General features: G+C 57.0%; 19 protein-coding genes, 1 tRNA gene and 1 pseudogene. 12 read left to right on the plus strand and 9 right to left on the minus strand.

Annotated features, from left to right (window positions below; genetic code table 11):
- Window positions 1–171 precede the first annotated feature (171 nt).
- The gene (locus tag PSDT_RS00070) at window positions 172–1,311 is read left to right on the plus strand and encodes a glycosyltransferase family 2 protein (protein ID WP_006289981.1); all 1,140 of its coding nucleotides are present in this window, start codon (window positions 172–174) and stop codon (window positions 1,309–1,311) included.
- A 136-nt stretch (window positions 1,312–1,447) separates the two neighbouring features.
- Here PSDT_RS00070 and PSDT_RS00075 read toward each other — a convergent pair whose 3' ends face one another.
- Window positions 1,448–2,296 (minus strand): zinc ribbon domain-containing protein, encoded by an 849-nt coding sequence (locus PSDT_RS00075; protein WP_048349421.1) that lies wholly within the window; start codon window positions 2,294–2,296, stop codon window positions 1,448–1,450.
- A gap of 82 nt (window positions 2,297–2,378) precedes the next feature.
- Window positions 2,379–3,575 carry a zinc ribbon domain-containing protein gene (locus PSDT_RS00080; RefSeq protein ID WP_006288443.1) on the minus strand — a complete coding sequence of 399 codons (1,197 nt, stop codon included), beginning with the start codon at window positions 3,573–3,575 and terminating at the stop codon, window positions 2,379–2,381.
- Window positions 3,576–3,791: 216 nt separating this feature from the next.
- Here PSDT_RS00080 and PSDT_RS00085 point away from each other — a divergent pair, with 216 nt between their 5' ends.
- The 5 genes from PSDT_RS00085 to PSDT_RS00110 all read left to right on the plus strand — a co-directional run bounded on the left by PSDT_RS00085 (window position 3,792) and on the right by PSDT_RS00110 (window position 8,376).
- Window positions 3,792–5,834: a hypothetical protein gene (locus tag PSDT_RS00085; RefSeq protein ID WP_006288442.1), complete on the plus strand. Its 2,043-nt coding sequence runs from the start codon at window positions 3,792–3,794 to the stop codon at window positions 5,832–5,834.
- A gap of 695 nt (window positions 5,835–6,529) precedes the next feature.
- Window positions 6,530–6,826: a hypothetical protein gene (locus PSDT_RS00095; protein ID WP_006292279.1), complete on the plus strand. Its 297-nt coding sequence runs from the start codon at window positions 6,530–6,532 to the stop codon at window positions 6,824–6,826.
- An 11-nt stretch (window positions 6,827–6,837) separates the two neighbouring features.
- Window positions 6,838–7,260 carry a hypothetical protein gene (locus PSDT_RS00100; protein WP_223293506.1) on the plus strand — a complete coding sequence of 141 codons (423 nt, stop codon included), beginning with the start codon at window positions 6,838–6,840 and terminating at the stop codon, window positions 7,258–7,260.
- 38 nt (window positions 7,261–7,298) lie between these two features.
- The gene (locus tag PSDT_RS00105) at window positions 7,299–7,901 is read left to right on the plus strand and encodes an NAD(P)H-dependent oxidoreductase (RefSeq protein WP_006288438.1); all 603 of its coding nucleotides are present in this window, start codon (window positions 7,299–7,301) and stop codon (window positions 7,899–7,901) included.
- Between the two features lie 142 nt (window positions 7,902–8,043).
- Window positions 8,044–8,376 (plus strand): hypothetical protein, encoded by a 333-nt coding sequence (locus tag PSDT_RS00110; RefSeq protein WP_006292282.1) that lies wholly within the window; start codon window positions 8,044–8,046, stop codon window positions 8,374–8,376.
- Between the two features lie 255 nt (window positions 8,377–8,631).
- Here the strand turns inward: PSDT_RS00110 and PSDT_RS08445 are convergent, their stop codons facing one another.
- A complete protein-coding gene (locus tag PSDT_RS08445) occupies window positions 8,632–8,784 on the minus strand; it encodes a hypothetical protein (protein ID WP_211205030.1) in 153 nt (50 codons plus the stop codon).
- 55 nt (window positions 8,785–8,839) lie between these two features.
- Here PSDT_RS08445 and PSDT_RS08450 point away from each other — a divergent pair, with 55 nt between their 5' ends.
- On the plus strand, window positions 8,840–9,055 hold the full coding sequence (locus PSDT_RS08450) for a hypothetical protein (RefSeq protein ID WP_006288435.1): 216 nt from the start codon (window positions 8,840–8,842) through the stop codon (window positions 9,053–9,055).
- On the opposite strand, the gene PSDT_RS08625 is transcribed toward PSDT_RS08450, so the two are convergent.
- Window positions 9,052–9,186 carry a hypothetical protein gene (locus PSDT_RS08625; protein ID WP_006290837.1) on the minus strand — a complete coding sequence of 45 codons (135 nt, stop codon included), beginning with the start codon at window positions 9,184–9,186 and terminating at the stop codon, window positions 9,052–9,054. The two genes, PSDT_RS08450 and PSDT_RS08625, sit on opposite strands and share 4 nt — an antisense overlap.
- Window positions 9,187–9,233: 47 nt before the next feature.
- On the opposite strand from PSDT_RS08625, the pseudogene PSDT_RS08710 reads away from it, so the two are divergent.
- A pseudogene (locus PSDT_RS08710) lies at window positions 9,234–9,383 on the plus strand (hypothetical protein); the annotation flags it as partial.
- Here PSDT_RS08710 and PSDT_RS07870 read toward each other — a convergent pair.
- The 4 genes from PSDT_RS07870 to PSDT_RS00140 all read right to left on the minus strand — a co-directional run bounded on the left by PSDT_RS07870 (window position 9,357) and on the right by PSDT_RS00140 (window position 13,180).
- Window positions 9,357–9,620 carry a hypothetical protein gene (locus PSDT_RS07870; RefSeq protein ID WP_036737501.1) on the minus strand — a complete coding sequence of 88 codons (264 nt, stop codon included), beginning with the start codon at window positions 9,618–9,620 and terminating at the stop codon, window positions 9,357–9,359. The pseudogene PSDT_RS08710 and the gene PSDT_RS07870 overlap by 27 nt on opposite strands.
- A gap of 54 nt (window positions 9,621–9,674) precedes the next feature.
- A tRNA-Thr gene (locus PSDT_RS00130) sits at window positions 9,675–9,750 on the minus strand.
- A gap of 193 nt (window positions 9,751–9,943) precedes the next feature.
- Entirely contained in the window at window positions 9,944–10,942 is a 999-nt protein-coding gene (locus PSDT_RS00135; protein ID WP_006288434.1) for a DsbA family protein, read from the minus strand.
- 117 nt (window positions 10,943–11,059) lie between these two features.
- Window positions 11,060–13,180: a serine/threonine-protein kinase gene (locus PSDT_RS00140; RefSeq protein ID WP_006288433.1), complete on the minus strand. Its 2,121-nt coding sequence runs from the start codon at window positions 13,178–13,180 to the stop codon at window positions 11,060–11,062.
- 256 nt (window positions 13,181–13,436) lie between these two features.
- Here PSDT_RS00140 and PSDT_RS00145 point away from each other — a divergent pair, with 256 nt between their 5' ends.
- The 4 genes from PSDT_RS00145 to PSDT_RS00160 all read left to right on the plus strand — a co-directional run bounded on the left by PSDT_RS00145 (window position 13,437) and on the right by PSDT_RS00160 (window position 17,360).
- Window positions 13,437–14,564: an ABC transporter ATP-binding protein gene (locus tag PSDT_RS00145; RefSeq protein ID WP_006288432.1), complete on the plus strand. Its 1,128-nt coding sequence runs from the start codon at window positions 13,437–13,439 to the stop codon at window positions 14,562–14,564.
- Window positions 14,565–14,701: 137 nt separating this feature from the next.
- Window positions 14,702–16,153 carry a DUF4032 domain-containing protein gene (locus PSDT_RS00150; RefSeq protein WP_006288431.1) on the plus strand — a complete coding sequence of 484 codons (1,452 nt, stop codon included), beginning with the start codon at window positions 14,702–14,704 and terminating at the stop codon, window positions 16,151–16,153.
- A 122-nt stretch (window positions 16,154–16,275) separates the two neighbouring features.
- A complete protein-coding gene (locus tag PSDT_RS00155; RefSeq protein ID WP_006288430.1) occupies window positions 16,276–16,791 on the plus strand; it encodes an excisionase family DNA-binding protein in 516 nt (171 codons plus the stop codon).
- A gap of 2 nt (window positions 16,792–16,793) precedes the next feature.
- A complete protein-coding gene (locus PSDT_RS00160) occupies window positions 16,794–17,360 on the plus strand; it encodes a PIN domain-containing protein (RefSeq protein WP_006288428.1) in 567 nt (188 codons plus the stop codon).
- A gap of 50 nt (window positions 17,361–17,410) precedes the next feature.
- Here PSDT_RS00160 and rlmB read toward each other — a convergent pair whose 3' ends face one another.
- Window positions 17,411–18,388 (minus strand): 23S rRNA (guanosine(2251)-2'-O)-methyltransferase RlmB, encoded by a 978-nt coding sequence (gene rlmB / locus PSDT_RS00165; RefSeq protein ID WP_036737499.1) that lies wholly within the window; start codon window positions 18,386–18,388, stop codon window positions 17,411–17,413.
- Between the last annotated feature and the right edge of the window lie 25 nt (window positions 18,389–18,413).

Consider the following 18,413-nt stretch of genomic DNA (forward strand, 5'->3'; position numbering starts at 1 on the left):
GATAAGCCTCGTGGTCTCAGGGACGCGGGGCTTATCCGTCCGATCATCCTGGGGCGGTTATTTTGGGACGGTCATCTTCGGATGATCATCTTGGGAGCAATCATACTGTGGCCCGTCATCCCGAGGCCGAAGGTTTAGAATGGAAGAAGCCGATCAAGGAGAACCGCGATCATGACAGCGAAAATCGTTCACGATACCGACATTGACGCAGACGCCACCCATATGATGGAGGAGCTTGATCAGGAGGTCACGGCCCTGCCCCAGCATCCTCCCATCCCTGTAGTCAAAAGCAAGACCTTGACCGTGGTCGTGCCGTCATACAACGTGGAATCCTGCCTCAGGCGCTGCACCAATTCCCTGCTCAACTGCGAAAGCACGGCCGACCTGGAAGTCATCATCGTCGATGACGGGTCCACCGATGGCACCCCTGCCTTGGCCGATTCGATAGCCGCCATCTCGGAAGGGGTCATCCGGGTGATCCATCAGAAGAACAAAGGGCACGGGGGAGCGGTGAACGCGGGAATCGCGGCCGCCCGCGGGCTTTACATCAAGATCGTGGACGCCGACGATTGGCTGGACGCCGACGCCTACGCCAAAGTCCTCAGTTTACTGCGCACCCAGGCTGTCCAGACCAGCCCGGTGGACATGATCCTGACCAACTACGTCTACGAGAAGAAGGCGGAGGACATCCAGACGGTCATCAATTACAAGCACGCCATTCCGGCCGGTCGCGTGCTCACCTGGGACGACCTGCGGACCTTTTACGTGAACCAGTACCTGCTCATGCATGCCATCATCTACCGGGCGGACGTCATCCGCGAGTCCCGGACGGTCTTGCCCGAGCATACGTTTTACGTGGATTTCATCTACGCTTACCAGCCCTTGCCTTACGTGAAGACCATGGTCTACCTGAACGTCGATTTCTACCGGTACTTCATCGGCCGCAGCGGGCAGTCGGTGGAGAAGGAGACCATGATCCGGCGGGTGGATCAGCTGTTGAGGGTCAATGAGCTCATGGTCCACGTGACCCCGGATAAATCCACGGTCTCCCAAGGCCTGTACAAATACATGATCCACTTCCTCTCCATCAATTGCGTGGTCACCTCCCTTTTCCTCATTCTTTCGCGGCGCAAAGGGAATTACGCCCTCAAGGACAAGATGTGGGAGGACCTCTACAATTATTCCCCCCAGATCAGCCATGACGTGCGCAAGACCACCATGGCCAGGGCCATCAACATGCCGGGGCCGCTAGGCAGGAGCCTGGTGCGATGGGGCTATACGATCAGCAACCACTTCGTTGGCTTCAACTGACGCCTGATGGGCTTGCGACACACAATGGATTTACGCCAAAAAATTATGGCTACCGATGAATGCTTATCGGTAGCCATAAGGATCCGTTGCCTCCGTAAGGCTTATGAACCCTCTATTTTTCTTATTGATCCTTATTTTATTGCTGGCTGACGGGAGTTCCGCAGCTGGTGCAGAACTTGGCCCCGGGTTCCAGCAAGGCGTTGCACCGGGCGCAGCGGGCTTCATTTTTGCTGGAGGCGGGGTTTTCGCCGGGGATGGGGGTGTTCATGGCAGGTGTTTCAGGAAGGGGAGTGGAATATCCCGCAGGCTGGGTCTGCTGATTCTGATGAGCCTGGCCGGAAGGATAGGCTTGGGTCTGGGGAACCGTCGTCTGAGGGGCTTCGGCCTTCTTTTCGGCCAGGATGTTGATGACTTGCAGGGCGAGAAGCAGGGCCAGGATGATGATGAGGACGACCGGGCCCGCGGCGAATTGACGGTTGGTATCCGTTCCGCCGATGGAAGAGGCCGAGAAGAGGTCGAAAATCACGTGGATGAGGCCCAAGGCGACTGTGACGGCCGCCAGGCGATACTTACGGTAAACGTTTATGGCGCAGGCAGCGACCAGGATGGTCACCACCAGCTCGCCCTGACCGCTCTTGTAGTAGTTATAGCTGCCTGCATAGGTGGTGGGACCGTAAGAGAAGAAGGGGATGAAGGCGCAGAGGGCGAAAACGGCGACCAGGATATAGAAGAGGAGGTCGGAGATGCGAATCTGGGTCTTGCCTGCGGACATGGCCGGCATGACCATGCGATTGAGGAAACTCGTCTGGCTCTGGGCGGCCTGGCCTATCCGAGTGCCAGGGTTATAGCTCTGCTGCGCGAAGGAGGCTTGTGGAACCTGGTTTGGCTGATTCTGTTGGGTCTGTTGGGTCTGGACGGGGGCTCCGCAGCTCGGGCAGGAGGCCACTCCCGCGGGAAGGGGGGAACCGCAATGGGTGCAATTCATATGGATTCCTTTGCTTGTTGGTTTTATGGTAGACATTCTCATGGTCCATCAGTCCTCGGACCGTGGCCTTCAGCCTTCCATCTTACAGGGGCTTGTCGAAAGTGACCGCCAGCTTATCGTCTTTGCTGATGGAGAACTTGCCGCGGATGGAGAAGTCCCGATCGCTGCTGTTCGAGATCCAATGGTCCTTCTCGGTGGAGAAGCCGAACTCGTAGTCGATGGTCAGTTCCCCATCGAAATTCGTTTCGAATTCCCCTTCTTCCACGTCGTAGGACTCGAGTTTGTCCAAAGTAGGCTGTTTTTTCAGCGTGAGTTTGACGTTCCGATGCTCGTCATCATTGTACTGATCGAGATCGAAGCAGGGGTTGTTTTTCGTCCCCATCGTCGCGCAGGAACTGACTTTCTTATGCGTCTCCTGCGCGATTTCGTCCTGCAAAGGCTGCTTCGCGCTCATATCGGAGAGGTAGCCCGTCGTGGTTTCGGAGAAGGCCCAGGTGGTCACGGTCCGTTCTTTCGTCTCGACGTACTTGGAATCGACGGCGAAGGTGTAGGAGCCGGGATAGACCAGATAGCTGCGTTTATTCGTGGGAGAGGACGGCGCGGGGGTCTTGGCCCCGTTGACGACCAGAGGGAGGTTCTCCAGGACGTCCGGGATTTCCATGGAGATGATCTTGGTCAGGCCGCGGGTGACGGTGAACTTCTTGATCAGGCCGCCGGAAGCCGTCTCCTCGATGCTGCTGTTGGCCCGGGACCCGTTGAGGTTATAGCTCACATTGATCGTATAGACGTTCCCATTGTGGTTGACCGAAGTGATTTCGGACCCGGAGATCCGCTTGTCCTGCTGGGCCGCGAACTTGCTGGAAAGCAAGGGGGTGCTGGAGCTTGGGGTGGAGATGTCGCTCAAGGAAGTGGCCTTGTCATAGTTTCCGGATTCCAAAGCGGACAGATATTGCGTGGCTACGGCCTTAGGGTCGGACAGACGGGTGAGCACTATTCCGCCCACGATGGCCGCGATGACCACAATGGCTACGATGACGCTGATGGTGATGACTTTGGCCTTGTTGACCGGCTTCTTCGGCTTCTGCGGGGAGGGCGCGGAGAATTGCTGCTGACCCTGTGGAAGAGGCTGGCTCTGGTCCTGCTGAGGCTGGAAAGTCTGTTGCTCTTGGTAAACAGGCTGGGACGGTTGTGGATTGCTGTTTTGATCGAACTTATGTCCACAGTTGGGGCAGAAGACGATGCCGGCGGAAACCTCTTGTCCGCATTGAGGGCAGTGCATAGGTATAGGTGAATCCTTCTACTGAATATCTGTTTTTAAAATAAATACCTATACACTATCAGGGGAAAGAGACAGAAGCCCGTCCCCGAGGATGTGATTTCCCTTACTTTGCCGCGCTTTTCACCAAACCTGAGGCTGGACGAGGCTACAATAATCGAAGAAACGGACACGAGAACAGAAACGAGCGGAACCAATTAAGAAAAGGGAGAAGCGACAATGAAAATCGACATCGAAGGCTTGAAGAGGTCCCTGACAAGCAGCGTGTCGAACTTGAACAAAAAGGCGGACGAAGCCCAGAGTCTGGCGCAACACCTTGATGGCTTCGACCTCGAGTCGACAGGCCTGCAGGGGGAAGCCTATATGGTTGTGAACAACAAAATCAGGAACCATGCGCTTTACGCCAGAACGCAAGCCTTGTTCATGCAAACCTTATCCGCCGGATCATCAACCAATCTGAAGGCGGCGCAGGCGCTGGAACCATCGGAAAGAGACGGATCGGTGGACACGGGCCGCCTTTCCGGAGCGCGAGGCCTCGCCCTGCACGAGCGCGACGTATGGAAAGGCCGTGGGGACAATTCTTTCGCCACCCTGCTGGGAGACAGCGTACTCGGCCGCGCATGGAAGAACATGTGTGAATCCATCGCCGGTACCAAAGGCCGCGAGGCCAGGGAATACGAACGCAAAATCGACCTCGCGGAGACCTACGCGCGAAAATCCGCGACCTTCTACACACAAGCCAGCTCGCTGAAAGCCGCCCTGACATCCATGGAGCGCTCGCAGGAAGCCACCGCTCGCGGTAAGGCGGAAGATATGTCATGGGTGAACGAATTGGCGAACACCAGCGCGAAAATCCGACAAAAGCTGACGTCCTTTTATCTCAAAGGGAAGGAACTCGACGTTTACCGCAAAGCCATGGAAGACGGGAAGATAACCGCTGACGAATTGTATGATTCGCGCTCCCATAAGCCGAACCTGACCTTATTGAAGGCTCTGGCCCATCTCCCGTCCGCTCTGATCGGCCAGAACACACTGTCCGCGACATGCGACGCTTTCACCGTCATGGGGACCGACCCTGGCCTGGACGCCAGACAAAGAGCCAGGAACCTCCAAGCCGTCCTGGCTTCCCAACTGACCAAAGCCGGTTCAGGGGAAGACAAGTACACGCAATGGGTGAGAACGCAACTCCCTGAACCTGGTAGCGGTCAGGACCCTTTATTGCCTCTTCCTAGTAAATGGCCATGGGATGAGTACACGCCGTCCGCCTTCATGGGGAGAGTCAGTGATTTCATGAACAAACGCGACTCGTCGGGGAAGACGGTCGATGGGAGAAAGCTGCGGTTGGACGAGCTTGCCATGGACAGCGTATGGACGCAGGGCTACCGGCTGGTCCAAAAAGGGATAAGGGTGGACCAGGGCGACAAGCCGAGCTTTGGCGTCGAAATCATCTCCAACAATCCGAATAACAACAAGTACGGGAAGAACGACGCCCGGGGCGTCATCGTCGGAATCAATGGAGTGAAAGGGGAGAGCGAGCAGAACGCCCTGAATGAAGTGTCTTATGATCCGCCTGTCATACGAAGCTCGAGCATGAGACTGGTCGGCAATCCTTACGACTGTTATATGATGGCCGCCGACCTGGCGAATCCATTGCCGGCCAAGCCCACCTTCGGCAAAGTGCTGGCCGGTGAGGTGACAGAGGAGGTTTTAGGCGACTTTCGCGATAAGGCCTTGGAGCTGGCCAAGGCGCCCGGCGTCGTGGGAATCGTTCTGGATGGAGTGGACACTTTGACGGAAACGCTCGAAGAATACGATAAATCGTTGCAGGAATATACAGAGCAGGTGGAGGCCAACGATTTGTCGAGCATGGCGGGTGTGGTCTCTGATTATTCCATGCTGAATGACGCCCATCTGAATGTTGAAGCTGAAAGCAAAGAGGACATGGGGCAGCCCGCACGCATGAAATGGAGCATGGACTCCTCCATGCTGTCCCATTACCTGAACGAGTATAATAAATTCCATAAGACCACTTATACTGCCCGCTGGTTTCTGGGGCAGCTCAACAGTAAAGGGCTGATTGTGCACGGAAAGATCAATCCGCAGATCAAAGGCATCCTTGATTGGGGGCAGGCGCCGGCGACGGTGCGCGACGCGCACACCGGCAAGGTGTTTAAAGATCAGCAATACCTGTCTCGTTGGGATTTTGTGCGTCAGTCTCAGGATCCGGCTTCTCCGTATTTTGGTTGGGAGTTGGTGAAGTGATGATGGTGTGTTTGGTGGTTGTGTGTTTGTTGGTGAGGGGGTTGTGATGGTGTGTGGTCGTGTGTCTCGTGTGGCGCGGTGGTGTGTGGCTGTGGTCGTGGTGGCCGTGGTGTGTGCTGGGGTGTGGTGCGGTGTGGCGTCGCGTCGGCGTGCGGCGGGGCGTGCGGCTGTGCAGAGGGGGTTGGATTTGGTGGTGGCTGATGGGGGTCGTCGTTTTGATTTCGTGTATCGGGGTGGGTATCGGTGGCAGTTGAATCGGAGGGGGTCGTCGGGTGTGGCTGATGTGGTGTCGGTGCGGCGTTTCGCGTGTGGGGATGGGTTTCGTTGTCCGGGGTTTGTTTTGTCGGCTGGGGGTCGTCGGGTGGTGGCTTCCTTGGTGGCCGCGTATGGGTCGCGTGAGGTGAGTGTGTCTCGGGTGGAGGGGTGGTTGGCTCGTCCGTCGTATGATCTGGATGTGGGTTCGGCGCGTCCGGGGGGGATGGTGGTTCCCGGCTGGCTGGTCGACTTCCTTGATTGGGGGCAGGCGCCGGCGACGGTGCGCGACGCGCACACCGGCGAGGTGCATACGCTGGGTATTTCCCGGTGGGAGTTCCTGAGGGACAAGCAGGCCGGAGTCGATGATAGAGAGTTTGTTCATTAGGGAGTTGGTAAGTGATGACGTTACGGGTAGAATGCCAGTTGGTAAGGAGGTAGTGATGCCAGCGAGCAGCAGTAGACATAGAGGAACGAAAAGCACCAGCAGCGTTCTCGCTCAGGAGGCTGAAGGGGATTTGAAGAGGGAATCATCCGGTTATGACGAAATCAAGCTGGACAAACTCCATGAACTCGCCCCGGTTCCAGGAAGCACCGTCTATGATGGACTCGCCGACGATCTGAAGAAGATGATGTCTACGATGGTCCAAGTCATGGATTCCGATGGCAAAGCGATTCTGAGCGTGGATGAATCCCTGCAAGATACGGATCGATACGTCTCCCAACGCGTTTTCCAATGAAAGAGGGAAGCATGGATAAGGCATCGTATGAGCGCCGACAGGACGAGATCATCCTGCGCAAAAATAAACGGATCGAGATGCTGGAAAGGAAACAGGAGGAGAACCGAAAGACCCAGGAGAAGCTTGAGCAGGCGGCTGACCTGGCTTTCGACCAGAGCCGGCAGGAAATCGAACGGATTCGGCAAAGGATTTACGACGGGCTCCTCCCTGCCCGATTTGAGGGTGAATGCGTGGAAATAGACCATGCCTTCAAACGTTTCCAAATCGCTTATGAGGATGAATTGAACGATCTGCGGCGCCAATCCCGCGATCTCGACCGGCAAGGAGAAGAAGCGTATGCTGAATACAGGCGTCAGCTCACCCGGCTTCAGGAAGAGTATATGACGAAACCTGACGATGGGGATGAAGAAAATCAGAGAATAAACATCGAATAATAACCATAACCACTTTAATCAAGGTGATAAATAATATTATGAATATCGCAATTTTCTATGCTTATCCGAATGACCGTGGTTACAATCAAGCAATCCTGAGGTCCGTGCTCAGTGGCTTCGCTCAATCCTGCGGGAAAAAAGAAACAGAAGAGCCCAAACACGCCGTCACCCTCCTCGACCTCTATCAGGAAGGGTTCAATCCGGTCCTGTATTTCGACCAAGAACATCGCCGCCGGGATCTGAAGGACGACCCTGAAACGGCGAAATACCGGACGATCATCACCCAAGCCGACTTGCTGGTCTTCATCTATCCGATTTGGTGGTCCAGCATGCCGGCGATTCTCAAAGGCTTTATTGACAGGGTCTTCGCCAAAGGATTCGCTTATCAATACCGAGGGCTGCTGCCGCAAGGCCTGCTGAAGGGGAAGAAGGCGTGGATCATCACGACCAGTGACACGCCTGATTTTTATGCGCGCCTGTTCGAGCCGGATTACGGCAAGGTGCTCCAACACCAGATCCTGGGAATTATGTGCGGGGTCAAGACCATCAAGCATCATCAGATGAACTACCTGCGCGGCAGCAGCTTCGAGCGGCGGAAACGTTTCCTCCATGAGGTGCATGACTTCGCCGCAAAGCTTTAGCCTATAAAAGCTTGAGATAGCTACCTAGGTGGATTGAGGGGTTGTATGGTATAAGTACGATGAAATAGTTACATCATACGGTATAAAGTTAGACAACGAAATTTCATAGAGCCTGCGGGACATGTATTTCGGGAGCAGGAGAATGGTTTGGTTAAGTGGACAGCCGATAGAAGATAAAAGGAAGTTTGGCTTTCTGGCGGCCTTGACAGTCGTACTGGCGTTCTTCATGACGGGAGACGCCATTCTTCTGCAGACTCTGATTGAAGCGGTGCAGACGTCGCAGTGGAGCAGGTTTTGGGTATTGGTAGGCGTCATCGCGCTGTATCTGCCGGTGCAAGCGATTGTTTACTTCGTCTATCAGGCCCGGGCCGAGGAGTATGCGAATCTGCTGACTCGGCAGGTGCGGGAGGATCTTTTCGACAGGCTTGGAACGATCCGGCTGACGCATTTCACTCGAGAAGGGGCCGATAAGTAGTTGTCCGATCTGACCGTCCAGGTGGACTTGATCAAGCTCAATGTCATTGACGTGGCGCTTTGGGGCTCGTATCTGTTGTGTCAGTTGGTCTGCGCTATAGTCACTATCCTTTTCATCAACCCGGTGCTGGGTCTGATTGCGATCATCCTCTGCCTTCCGCTTTCCATCTCTCCTATCCTGTCGAAGAAGGCGGTCGAACGGGCGCGGAATCTCCTCGTGCGTAGCACCAACGATTTGAACGAATCCTCTTCTGATTTACTCCATGGCTTGGTGGACCGGACGACACAAGGCGCAGAGCGGTCCGTCGATCAGCGGTATTCCCAGGCTAATGAAAAGTGGATTCATGCCGCCGATCATGACGCGCGCGTGCGAAAACGGGTGGATGCCATCAATGATTTGCTGAGCCATATCCTCAATTTTTGGGGTCTGGATCGTTGGCGGAATTCTCATACTGAAATCGCAGATGTCGATTCCTCAAATCGTCGCCTTCGCTTCGCTGACGGGCAACATCTCGGTTCCCCTCTTCTACGCCTCAGGCCTGTACTCCCAATTCAATGCGGGGCGTGAGACCATGAAGGAAGTGGAATCGACTTTCGCGGTCGAACGGGCTCAGCAGGATGACGGCGATGCTCCCGTAAAGACCGTGGCGTGGTGCTTGATCCGCACAGGAAATAGCTAATCATCGGCAAGAGCGGGGCCGGAAAGTCCACCCTCGTCAAGCGGCCGGTAGGCATCGATTCGGGCAGACAGGGCGATGAACTGGTCTTCGAAGGGCCCGTGGATGACTTGCGCCTTGGCTGTATTTCTCATATATTTCTCAGCCTGGGCATATTTTCCATACTTCCATCCGCGATAATGTGACCTTGTTTGATAGCTCCCTTCCTGACAGCGTAGTTCTTGAGGCTTGTGACAAGGCGCAGATCGGGGACTGGGTCAAGGAACGCGGACTCGACTATGAGATCGACAACGCTCTTTCCTCCTTATCGGGTGGGGAGAAGCAGCGGATTCTCCTGGCCCGGTTCTTCGCCCATCGGGCGCGTTTCGGGGTTCTTGATGAAATCACCGCCGGGTTGGGTATGAAGACAGTGGCCCAAGTCGAGATAAGGATGGCGGATGAACTTGACGGTTTCGTCTACGTATCGCACCGCTTGGATTCCGGCATCATGCAGCTTGTGGATCAGGTCATCGTCGTTGACGGAATGAGGGTTGTCGACTTGTGTACCACGTGTGTCATACCCGGGCATGTCCCGGTGGTCGTCGGCGGCGTTGGGGGAGCCCTGAAGAAGTGGGATTCTTTGTGGAGCCTCCTGCCGGCTTCGGACCGACGACCTGCTGATTACAAATCAGCTGCTCTACCAGCTGAGCTAAGGAGGCAGAATCTTTCGGGAATCCGTGGGATTTCCCGGGAAGATTGACACAGTAAAGATTAGCTGAACTTATGGATAACCACAAGGACCCAGGGTCGGTTTTCCCTTGAATTGGCGACTGTTGGTGGCTGTTGGCGATCGAGAGAAGCCGAGGGGATCTGGAGAAGCTAATCAACCTCGGAGAATCGGAGAGCCTTTCTTTACTTGGAGCCGGTTGAGCCTGAGCCGGTGCCGGCGGGTCGCGAAGCGGGGTAGATCGGGGCTCCTTTTTCGCCGATGGTCGGCTTGGCCGAGGTCCCCACCTGCTGGGCCGTGAGACCGATGGCGGTCAGGAAGTTCCCCTTCCAGTCCGATCCATGCTCGTAGTCGTTGAAACGCCAGTAATTCTTATTGATACGGAAGGTGGGGGTAGTCATGCCTTCCCCGCTGGTGAGAGTGTGGTTCCACAGCTCTTTACGCAGGGGGGTGTACTTGGCCATGGCCTTGACCCAGGGGATGTAGGTGCCTTTGGTGCAGGCAGCGGCGACGGTGGAATCGACCCCGGCGGAAAGGGCGATCTTCCGGATCTGTTCGTTGGAAACCGGTTTGTAACCGCTGGCCTCAGCCGGCTGATTCTTCTGAGAGAAAAGGGCGGCGATGAATTGCAAGGCATGGTTGGGGTCGTTCTCGATCACGTAGACGACGGCAGCGGCGGCCCGGGTGGAGTACTCATCGGTGGAGGACGCGTCCAGGAAGCCCTCGGGGTGGACCTCCAGATTGATCTGTCCTGAGTTAACCAAGCTGATCAGGGTGGCATCCAGTCCGCGGTTGACGGTCCCGCAGGCGGGGCAGATGAAGTCCATGTAGTCTTCCACGGTCGGCACGGAGGAAAGGGAATCACCCACTCCATCCTTGGAGAAGACGAACCCTCCTTCCGCGGTGGCCGAGGAAGGCTTCTCTTTTACCGCCTGGACAGCCTGGTAGGCGGCCGCCTTTTGGGACTCCAGGCTGTCCGCCCGCTTCTGCAGGTGACTATGGAGCCACAGTCCCCCGATGACTAAGGCGATCACGACGACAATGGCGACGGCCACGGAGCCGATGATGGTCTGCTGCCTGCGTTCCCGCTCCTCCTTTTCCTGCTGGAGGCGGTCCTGCAAGGCTTCCTCTTCCATCCGTTTACGGCGGGAGTTCCTGCGATTGGGCTGTGTACCTTGTGCCATATGTTTTCCTTCGTTTCGGCGCGAAATCGCCATAAGACCATTGACTGCGCCCGATTATACTAGCTTTTCCTAACCTTGCCGCTTTTCATCGGCTTTCCCCCTCAATAACCTCATAGCCTAATAGCTGACAGGGAGGGGAGTCCAGTTGAGGAAGCCGGATGCGCAATAGCTGACGGTGAGGAAAATCAAAGCGACCAGGCAGAACAAGGCCGCGACCGTTTTGGGAGCCAGGCCTTCGCCGCGGGGATACCCCGGAATCTTGGCCGTCCGGGTGGATCCGAACCCCACCCGGACCATGGTCGCCGTGTGACTGAGCAGCCCGCACATCCAGGAGAAGGCGAAAGACAGACCGAGGGCGATGGTTTCGGGGGAAGTCAGGTCCCCGCTGGGCAGGGGGACGGAGAAGGTGGTGGAGAAGAGGCTGATGGTCGCGTGGACGTGACTGCCGCCGCCCGCCGATCTGATGAGGAGGACTATCAGCAGGAGGAAGGCGCTCCAGATGATCCCCATGATGACCCCGGCTCCCAAGGCGGCGGGGATCGCTTTCAGCAGGCGCAGGGGAAAGGCCAGGCCGGTGATGGCGGAGTCTGATTTCGTGAAGACGTTGCCCTTCTTCCCCCGCCTTCTCTCCCGGGCCTGGGCGTTGTAGCCGATGGCGGCGAAGACCCAGAAAAGGAGGATGGCCAGGAAGAAGGTCACCAGGGGGGCGGCCATGGCGAAGAAGGTCAGGGGGATGGTCGTAAGGATAAGGGGGAGCAGGCTATGCCGGCGATACCAGTAGAGGACGGAATCGGCGGGAACGACCGAAGGCTGGTCAGGGGCCTGCGTTTGGTTGGCGGCAGCCGCCGGGATGAAGGGCAGAGGCTGCCATGGGATGGGGGGCATCACCTGCGTCTGGGACATTGCTGGCATCGCTTGGTTTACAGGCATCACTTGCGTAGTCGGCGTCGTCCGGCCGAGGGGGGCGGCCGCGGGCATGATCCGGGTCGCGGTCAGGAGCGGCTCGGTTTCGCCAGTCTCACTGGTATCACTGGTCTCGCTGCCTGCGTCATCACAGTCGGCCGTGGAATCCTCGTCACCGGTGTCCTCATCATCGCCGTGCATCGTCATCCTTGGCCAGGCTTGGGCGGGCATGATCCGGGTGGAGCCAGGCAGGGCCGAGGAGGACAAGACGGCTGTCTGCGCATCGGAGGGCTCGTCCTCTTCATTCTCCCTTTCTGTATCGTCCCCTTCCTCATCGTCCCCTTCCTTTTCCTCTTTTTCCAGGTCTTCCAAGGAAGGAAGGGGATCGGTCCAGAGCCATCGGGGGCTTGTCTTTAAGGCCTTGGCGGCGTCACTGTGAAAAGGGGGCACCACCGGGCCCTCGGCTTCATCCCAAGCCCCGCTGGCCGCATCCATCTGGATGGCATGGAGGAGCTCCTGGGCGGAACAGCGTTTCAGCCTATCGGGATCCAAAGCCTGGCGGAGCATATAAGTCGTGCGGGGAGGCAGGCCGGCCAGATTGGCGTTTCCGGCCGCTTCCCTTTCCAAGACGGCCATCATGGGCTTGGCCCCATATATCGGCTTCCCCATGGCGGCGAAACCGATCACGCTGGCGACGGACCACCAGTCGGTCGCCTCGTCGGATTCGGCCCCTTCTATGATTTCCGGGGCTATGAAGCCGGGAGTCCCCATGACCAGGCCGGTCCTGGTCACATGGGATTCGCCTTCTCCCATGGCGATGCCGAAATCGACCAAAACAGGGCCGCGGGCGGAAATCATGACGTTGGTGGGCTTGATGTCCCGGTGGATGATCCCAGCCGCATGGACGGCGTCCACGGCGTCGATCAGCTTTTCAGCCAGACGGGCCAGATCCTGACCTATATAAGGGCCGTTCTCTTTGACGTCGTCGCGCAGGTTGAGGCCATCGACCAACTCGGTGACCAGGAAAGCCAAAGAGTCGTCCAGCTCCATGTCCACGATCTGGCAGACCCCGGTATGACGGATCTTCTGCAGGGCCAAGCCTTCCCGATGAAAGCGTTCCCGGGCCGTCGCCCTTTCCCTGGCCTCCTGCGAATCGGGCTGGGCGTTATCGGCCTCCGCGAAAGAGTCGCGCAGGATCTTCATGGCATAGATCTGACCGCCGTCGTCCTTGACGCGCCACACGGTCCCCATGGCCCCTCCCCCTAAGCGGGACAAGAGGTTATAGCCACCCACCCTGGCTCCGGGTTCCAGATTGAATGCATTGAGGTCAGTCATAATGATTCCATTCTAAAGAGAAGGAAGGAAAGGGCGGTGGGGGAGGGATAGGTGAGGAATAAGTCCGACGGCGAAATGCCTGTCTTTATCCTATGGGATGTGTATAGTTAAGTTACATGGCTCAAGGAAGAGTTTCCCGAACCACGGACCAGCGGCGTGCTCCGACAAGGTTGACGAGTATGTCTATGGTCATAACAAGAAAAATAAACCTCTCACAACGGATCGTTGGGCACGTACCGCCCATGAAAGGATAGTTATGGCAGAAGTAAAATTTGAACATGTGACCCGAATTTATCCGGGTAACACCGAGCCATCTGTCGATGATTTGAACCTTGACATCAAGGATGGCGAGTTCCTCGTCCTGGTTGGTCCCTCTGGTTGCGGTAAGTCTACGACTCTTCGTATGCTGGCCGGCCTGGAGGAAGTCAATAAGGGCCGTATCCTGATCGGTGATACCGACGTCACCAACATGCAGCCGAAGGATCGCGACATCGCCATGGTTTTCCAAAACTATGCTCTGTATCCTCATATGACCGTGGCTGACAACATGGGCTTCGCTTTGAAGATCGCCGGTACCCCCAAGGCTGAAATCCGTCAGCGCGTCGAGGAAGCGGCCAAAATCCTCGACCTGACCGAGTACCTGGACCGTAAGCCGAAGGCCCTATCCGGTGGTCAGCGTCAGCGCGTGGCCATGGGTCGCGCAATCGTCCGCAAGCCGAAGGTCTTCCTCATGGATGAGCCTTTGTCCAACTTGGACGCCAAGCTCCGCGTGCAGACCCGTACCCAGATCGCCGCTTTGCAGCGTCAGCTGGGCGTCACCACCCTCTACGTGACCCACGATCAGACCGAAGCCCTGACCATGGGCGACCGCATCGCCGTCATCAAGCTGGGCGTCCTCCAGCAAGTCGGCGCCCCCACCGAGCTCTATGATCGCCCCGCCAACGTCTTCGTGGCAGGTTTCATCGGATCTCCTTCCATGAACATCAACACCCACCCCGTGGTGGATGGCAAGGCCAAAATCGGCGATGACACCATCACTCTGCCGACCGAAGTCGTCTCCAAGCTCACCCCTGAGGACGGCGGCAAGATCGTCCTCGGCTTCCGTCCTGAAGACGCCACTCTGGCTGCCGATGCGGATCCCGACGCCTTCAAGCTCAAGGTCCTGAACGTGGAAGACCTCGGTTCCGACGGCTACATCTATGGCAACATCGTGACCGGTGACGAGGCTTCCGCCTCCGAGACCATGATGTCCGACCAGAACAAGATGACCACCGTTCGCGTGAACCCCCGTCAGCTCCCCAAGGTCGGCGACACTGTCCGCATCCACATCGATCCCATCAAGATGCACCTGTTCTCCCCGGCCACCGAGCTGCGCCTGAACTAGGATCTTGACTAGGAAGACACCGATTTTTTCCTCGTCTCCTTTCGCATGGTGATGAAGAACAGATAAATATCAAGAAAGGCCTCGACTGGATTGCCAGCCGGGGCCTTTCTTTCCCCTCGCGAAGTTAGAATGAAAGCATGACTAGTTCTTTGGACCCCCGTTTGCGTAATGCCACCTCAGTGAAGACCGGCGGCGCCATCGTCGATGCCTCCGGCAAGGCGGCCGATGTGGACGACGACAAAAGCCGGGCCGCCACCGAGCCCCAAGCGCTGACGATCACCGCGGCCACCGCCAACCCCCGCATGTTCACCATGCCTTGGTACCTTCCCCTGGCCCAATGGCCGGAAGACCTGCTGGTGAACCTGCCCCGAGGAATCTCCCGCCACGTGGTCCGTTTCGTCCGCGTGGGCGATGACATCATGGCCATGAAGGAAATCAACTGGCAGGTGGCCCAGCGCGAATACGAACTTCTGCGCAGCTTGGAAAAGCTGGACCTGCCCGCCGTCAAGCCGGTGGCGGTGGTGGCCGGTCGTCATGATTCCGAAGGGCAGCCTTTGGAAGCCATCCTGGTGACCAAACAGCAGAAATTCTCCTTGCCTTACCGGGCCCTCTTCGCCCGGAACATCCGGGTGGACACGGCCGCCCGGCTGATCGACGCCTTGGCCGTCCTCATGGTCCGCCTGCATCTGCAAGGTTTCTACTGGGGTGACGTCTCCCTTTCCAACGTGCTCTTCATGCGGGACGCCGACTCCTTCACCGCCGTCCTGGTGGACGCGGAGACCGGAGCGCTTTACGCCAAATTGACCGATGGGCAGCGTGAGTACGACATCGACCTGGCCCGGACCAACATCATCGGGGAACTGATGGACCTCCAGGCCGGCGTCCTCCTGCCCAGCGAAGTGGACGAAGTGGAAACGGGCAACCGCCTGGTCGAACGCTACCATTCCCTATGGGAGGCCCTGACCGGGACCGATACCTTCACCCCGGACGAAATGTGGAAGATCGAAAAACGGGTCAACAAGCTCAATGAACTGGGCTTCTACGTGGATGAGCTGGAAGTCAACGCCGACGCGGACGGGGCCTATGTGCATGTGCGGCCGCGCGTGGTGGACGCCGGTTACGCCTCCCGCAAGCTCCTGCGGTTGACGGGCCTGGATGTGCAGGAGAACCAGGCTTCCCGGCTTTTGAACGATCTGGATGCTTACCGGGCCTCCACCTGGCGGCAGGATGAGCCGATCGAAATCGTGGCCACGGATTGGATGCGCGAGGTCTTCGAGCCGACCGTCCGTATGATACCGCCTGAATACCGCAACGAGATCGAGCCGGCCCAGTTCTTCCATGAAGTCCTGACCCACCGCTGGTATCTGGCCGAGCAGGCCGGACATGACGTGCCCATGGGCGTGGCCGTGCAAAGCTACATCGACGAACACCTGTCGGATTACAAGATCGACACCCAGGTGATGAAAGCCATCACCGAAGACCAGGACTCAGGCGTCTTCGATGACGCTGACACGTACGGAGACGGGGGGTTCGGCGAATCAGGCTACAATCCGGAGGACGATCCCGACGCCGCCGTCTGGGCCAGCTGAGCAGGAATTCAGAGCACGCTCTTTCGAATATTTCGAATAAGTGGTATACTGATTACCCTAGGTAATCTCGAATTTCCGATGGATTCATTTAATGGTCATTTATGAGTGGAGCGTGGTGGGATATGTCTGAGAGTGGAATTTCCCAAGAAACAACCTATATCCCGGATCCGAAAGATCGGGAGCGGTATGCGGAGATAAAGCGCGCCCTGCAAATTGAGAATCAGGAAATCGAAGAACACGAACGGTTTGATCAAATCGTCCGTGAAGAGGATATGCCTCGCCTCCAAATTTCCGACACGGAATCCTATCCTCTCACTAAAAATCTCGCGAAGATCCTTCTTGATGTCACAGGGAAGATGGCGAAGAATATGCCTGTCATCTTGATTCCCGCTGACCGTCAGCTTACGACTCAAGAGTCTGCGGATCTTCTCGGGATATCCCGTCCTACTTTTGTTAAAATCCTCGAATCCGGCGGAATTCCCTTTAGCACGGTAGGACGGCATCGGCGGGTCATGCTTTCCGATCTTTTAAGTTATAAAAAGAAGCGCCATGAACAAGCTATGCGTGCTTTTCGCGATTTATCCGGTGAGGAAGACCCTCATAAGACGGAAGACAATCCTCTTATTCATCGGAGTTAGCCGTGCCCTTTCCAGTTTTCTTTGATACATGCGCTTTGTATGGCGAGACGGTTTGCGATTTAACCCTTCGCTTGGCCGAAGCGGGGATGTTCCAACCGTATTGGTTCCGCGGGGTATTGGAAGAATTGGAAAGGGTACTTGAGCCAAGGATTGGAGAAAAGCAGGTTTCAAAGCGCATCGCGACCATGGAAGGCTGTTTTCCTGACGCCTGCGTAACGAACTATGAAAGTTTGACCTCAATGATGACTTGCGACCCTAATGACAGGCATATCTTGGCTGCCGCTGTGGCTTCGCCAGCGTATACACTCGTAACCTTTAATCTCAAGGATTTCCCCGAGTCCTCGTATCGTCCCTACCAAATTGAGATCAAAGATCCGGATTGCTTTTTGTGTGATTTACTTGATTTGCATCATAGCGAAGTCGCGACTATCGCATGGGATTTGATGAACTCTTACAAAAAGCCTCCTGTGGATATTAATGAGTACTTAGGAATCCTAAGAAGAAGCGCCTTACCTCAATTTTCTCAGGAGATTGGGAAGGCGCTGCGTGATTTTTCTCAGCATCAGTGAAATCAAGTGAAGTTCATCAAGGCTTCACGGAGCACTCTGCCTGGCGGCGTTTACTCCTTCCGGGCCCGGGCCTGATGCACGCTGAAGAGGGCGATGCCGGCGGCCACGGAGGCGTTGAGCGATTCCACCAAGGAAGTCATGGGGATGGAGACGATGGAGTCGCATTGCTCCCGGACCAGGCGGCTGATTCCTTTGCCTTCGGAGCCCAAAACGACGATCAGCGGATCGGACTCGAAGCCGCTTTCGCCCACGGTGGCGGTGCCGCCTCCGTCAAGATCGATCGAGTAGTAGCCGCGTTCTTTCAGGCTTTCGATGGCTTTGGTCAGGTTGACCACCCGGGCCACAGGCAGATGGGCGGCGGCTCCGGCGGACACCTTCCAGGCGGAGGCGGTCACGGAAGCGGACCGACGTTCAGGGATGATGACCCCGTTAGCTCCGAAAGCGGCGGCTGAGCGGATGACGGCGCCCAGATTCTGCGGGTCGGTGACCCCATCCAAGGCGATGAAAAGGGGCTGGGCCAAGGCTCGGGCGGCGGGGGAGGCGGCCTTCATGGCGGAAGCTTTGGCCTCGGCCTTATCGGCCAGCTCCTGCAAGGTATGGTACTGGTAAGGGGCGGCCTTGATGATCACCCCTTGATGGTGGTCGGTGCGGGCGATCCGGTCCATCTCCAGGCGGTCGGCTTCCAGGATTTTCAACCCTTCCAAGCCGGCTAGACGGATGATCTCCCTGGTCCGGTCGTCATGTTCGATGCGGTTCAGAACATAAAGGACGCTGGCCGGGACATGGGCGCGCAAGGCCTCCAAAACGGAATTGCGGCCAATCACAAACTCGTCGCTGTCGGAAGTGAAACGGTCCACCCGGCGACGGGCTGCCAGACGCGGGTCCGCCGCCCGCCGTTTATCCGCCGCCCGGCGCTCGCGGAAAGCCTTGTGATAGACGCGGTCTTCGGCCTTGGGAGTGGGACCGTGGCCGCGAAGTTTGTTGCGGTGCTTGCCGCCTGAACCTTTAGTGGGACCTTTTTTAACCATAGTCTTCATCATACGGGCAAGACGC

Source organism: Parascardovia denticolens DSM 10105 = JCM 12538 (assembly GCF_001042675.1).
In the GTDB taxonomy this organism is placed as follows: Bacteria; Actinomycetota; Actinomycetes; order Actinomycetales; family Bifidobacteriaceae; genus Scardovia; species Scardovia denticolens.

Coding starts and splice junctions, on each gene's coding strand:
- PSDT_RS00070 (WP_006289981.1), top strand. CDS start 172: ATGACAGCGAAAATCGTTCACGATACCGACATTGACGCAGACGCCACC.
- PSDT_RS00075 (WP_048349421.1), bottom strand. CDS start 2,296: ATGAATTGCACCCATTGCGGTTCCCCCCTTCCCGCGGGAGTGGCCTCC.
- PSDT_RS00080 (WP_006288443.1), bottom strand. CDS start 3,575: ATGCACTGCCCTCAATGCGGACAAGAGGTTTCCGCCGGCATCGTCTTC.
- PSDT_RS00085 (WP_006288442.1), top strand. CDS start 3,792: ATGAAAATCGACATCGAAGGCTTGAAGAGGTCCCTGACAAGCAGCGTG.
- PSDT_RS00095 (WP_006292279.1), top strand. CDS start 6,530: ATGCCAGCGAGCAGCAGTAGACATAGAGGAACGAAAAGCACCAGCAGC.
- PSDT_RS00100 (WP_223293506.1), top strand. CDS start 6,838: ATGGATAAGGCATCGTATGAGCGCCGACAGGACGAGATCATCCTGCGC.
- PSDT_RS00105 (WP_006288438.1), top strand. CDS start 7,299: ATGAATATCGCAATTTTCTATGCTTATCCGAATGACCGTGGTTACAAT.
- PSDT_RS00110 (WP_006292282.1), top strand. CDS start 8,044: ATGGTTTGGTTAAGTGGACAGCCGATAGAAGATAAAAGGAAGTTTGGC.
- PSDT_RS08445 (WP_211205030.1), bottom strand. CDS start 8,784: ATGGCTCAGCAAATCATTGATGGCATCCACCCGTTTTCGCACGCGCGC.
- PSDT_RS08450 (WP_006288435.1), top strand. CDS start 8,840: ATGTCGATTCCTCAAATCGTCGCCTTCGCTTCGCTGACGGGCAACATC.
- PSDT_RS08625 (WP_006290837.1), bottom strand. CDS start 9,186: ATGAGAAATACAGCCAAGGCGCAAGTCATCCACGGGCCCTTCGAAGAC.
- PSDT_RS07870 (WP_036737501.1), bottom strand. CDS start 9,620: ATGCCCGGGTATGACACACGTGGTACACAAGTCGACAACCCTCATTCC.
- PSDT_RS00135 (WP_006288434.1), bottom strand. CDS start 10,942: ATGGCACAAGGTACACAGCCCAATCGCAGGAACTCCCGCCGTAAACGG.
- PSDT_RS00140 (WP_006288433.1), bottom strand. CDS start 13,180: ATGACTGACCTCAATGCATTCAATCTGGAACCCGGAGCCAGGGTGGGT.
- PSDT_RS00145 (WP_006288432.1), top strand. CDS start 13,437: ATGGCAGAAGTAAAATTTGAACATGTGACCCGAATTTATCCGGGTAAC.
- PSDT_RS00150 (WP_006288431.1), top strand. CDS start 14,702: ATGACTAGTTCTTTGGACCCCCGTTTGCGTAATGCCACCTCAGTGAAG.
- PSDT_RS00155 (WP_006288430.1), top strand. CDS start 16,276: ATGTCTGAGAGTGGAATTTCCCAAGAAACAACCTATATCCCGGATCCG.
- rlmB (WP_036737499.1), bottom strand. CDS start 18,388: ATGGTTAAAAAAGGTCCCACTAAAGGTTCAGGCGGCAAGCACCGCAAC.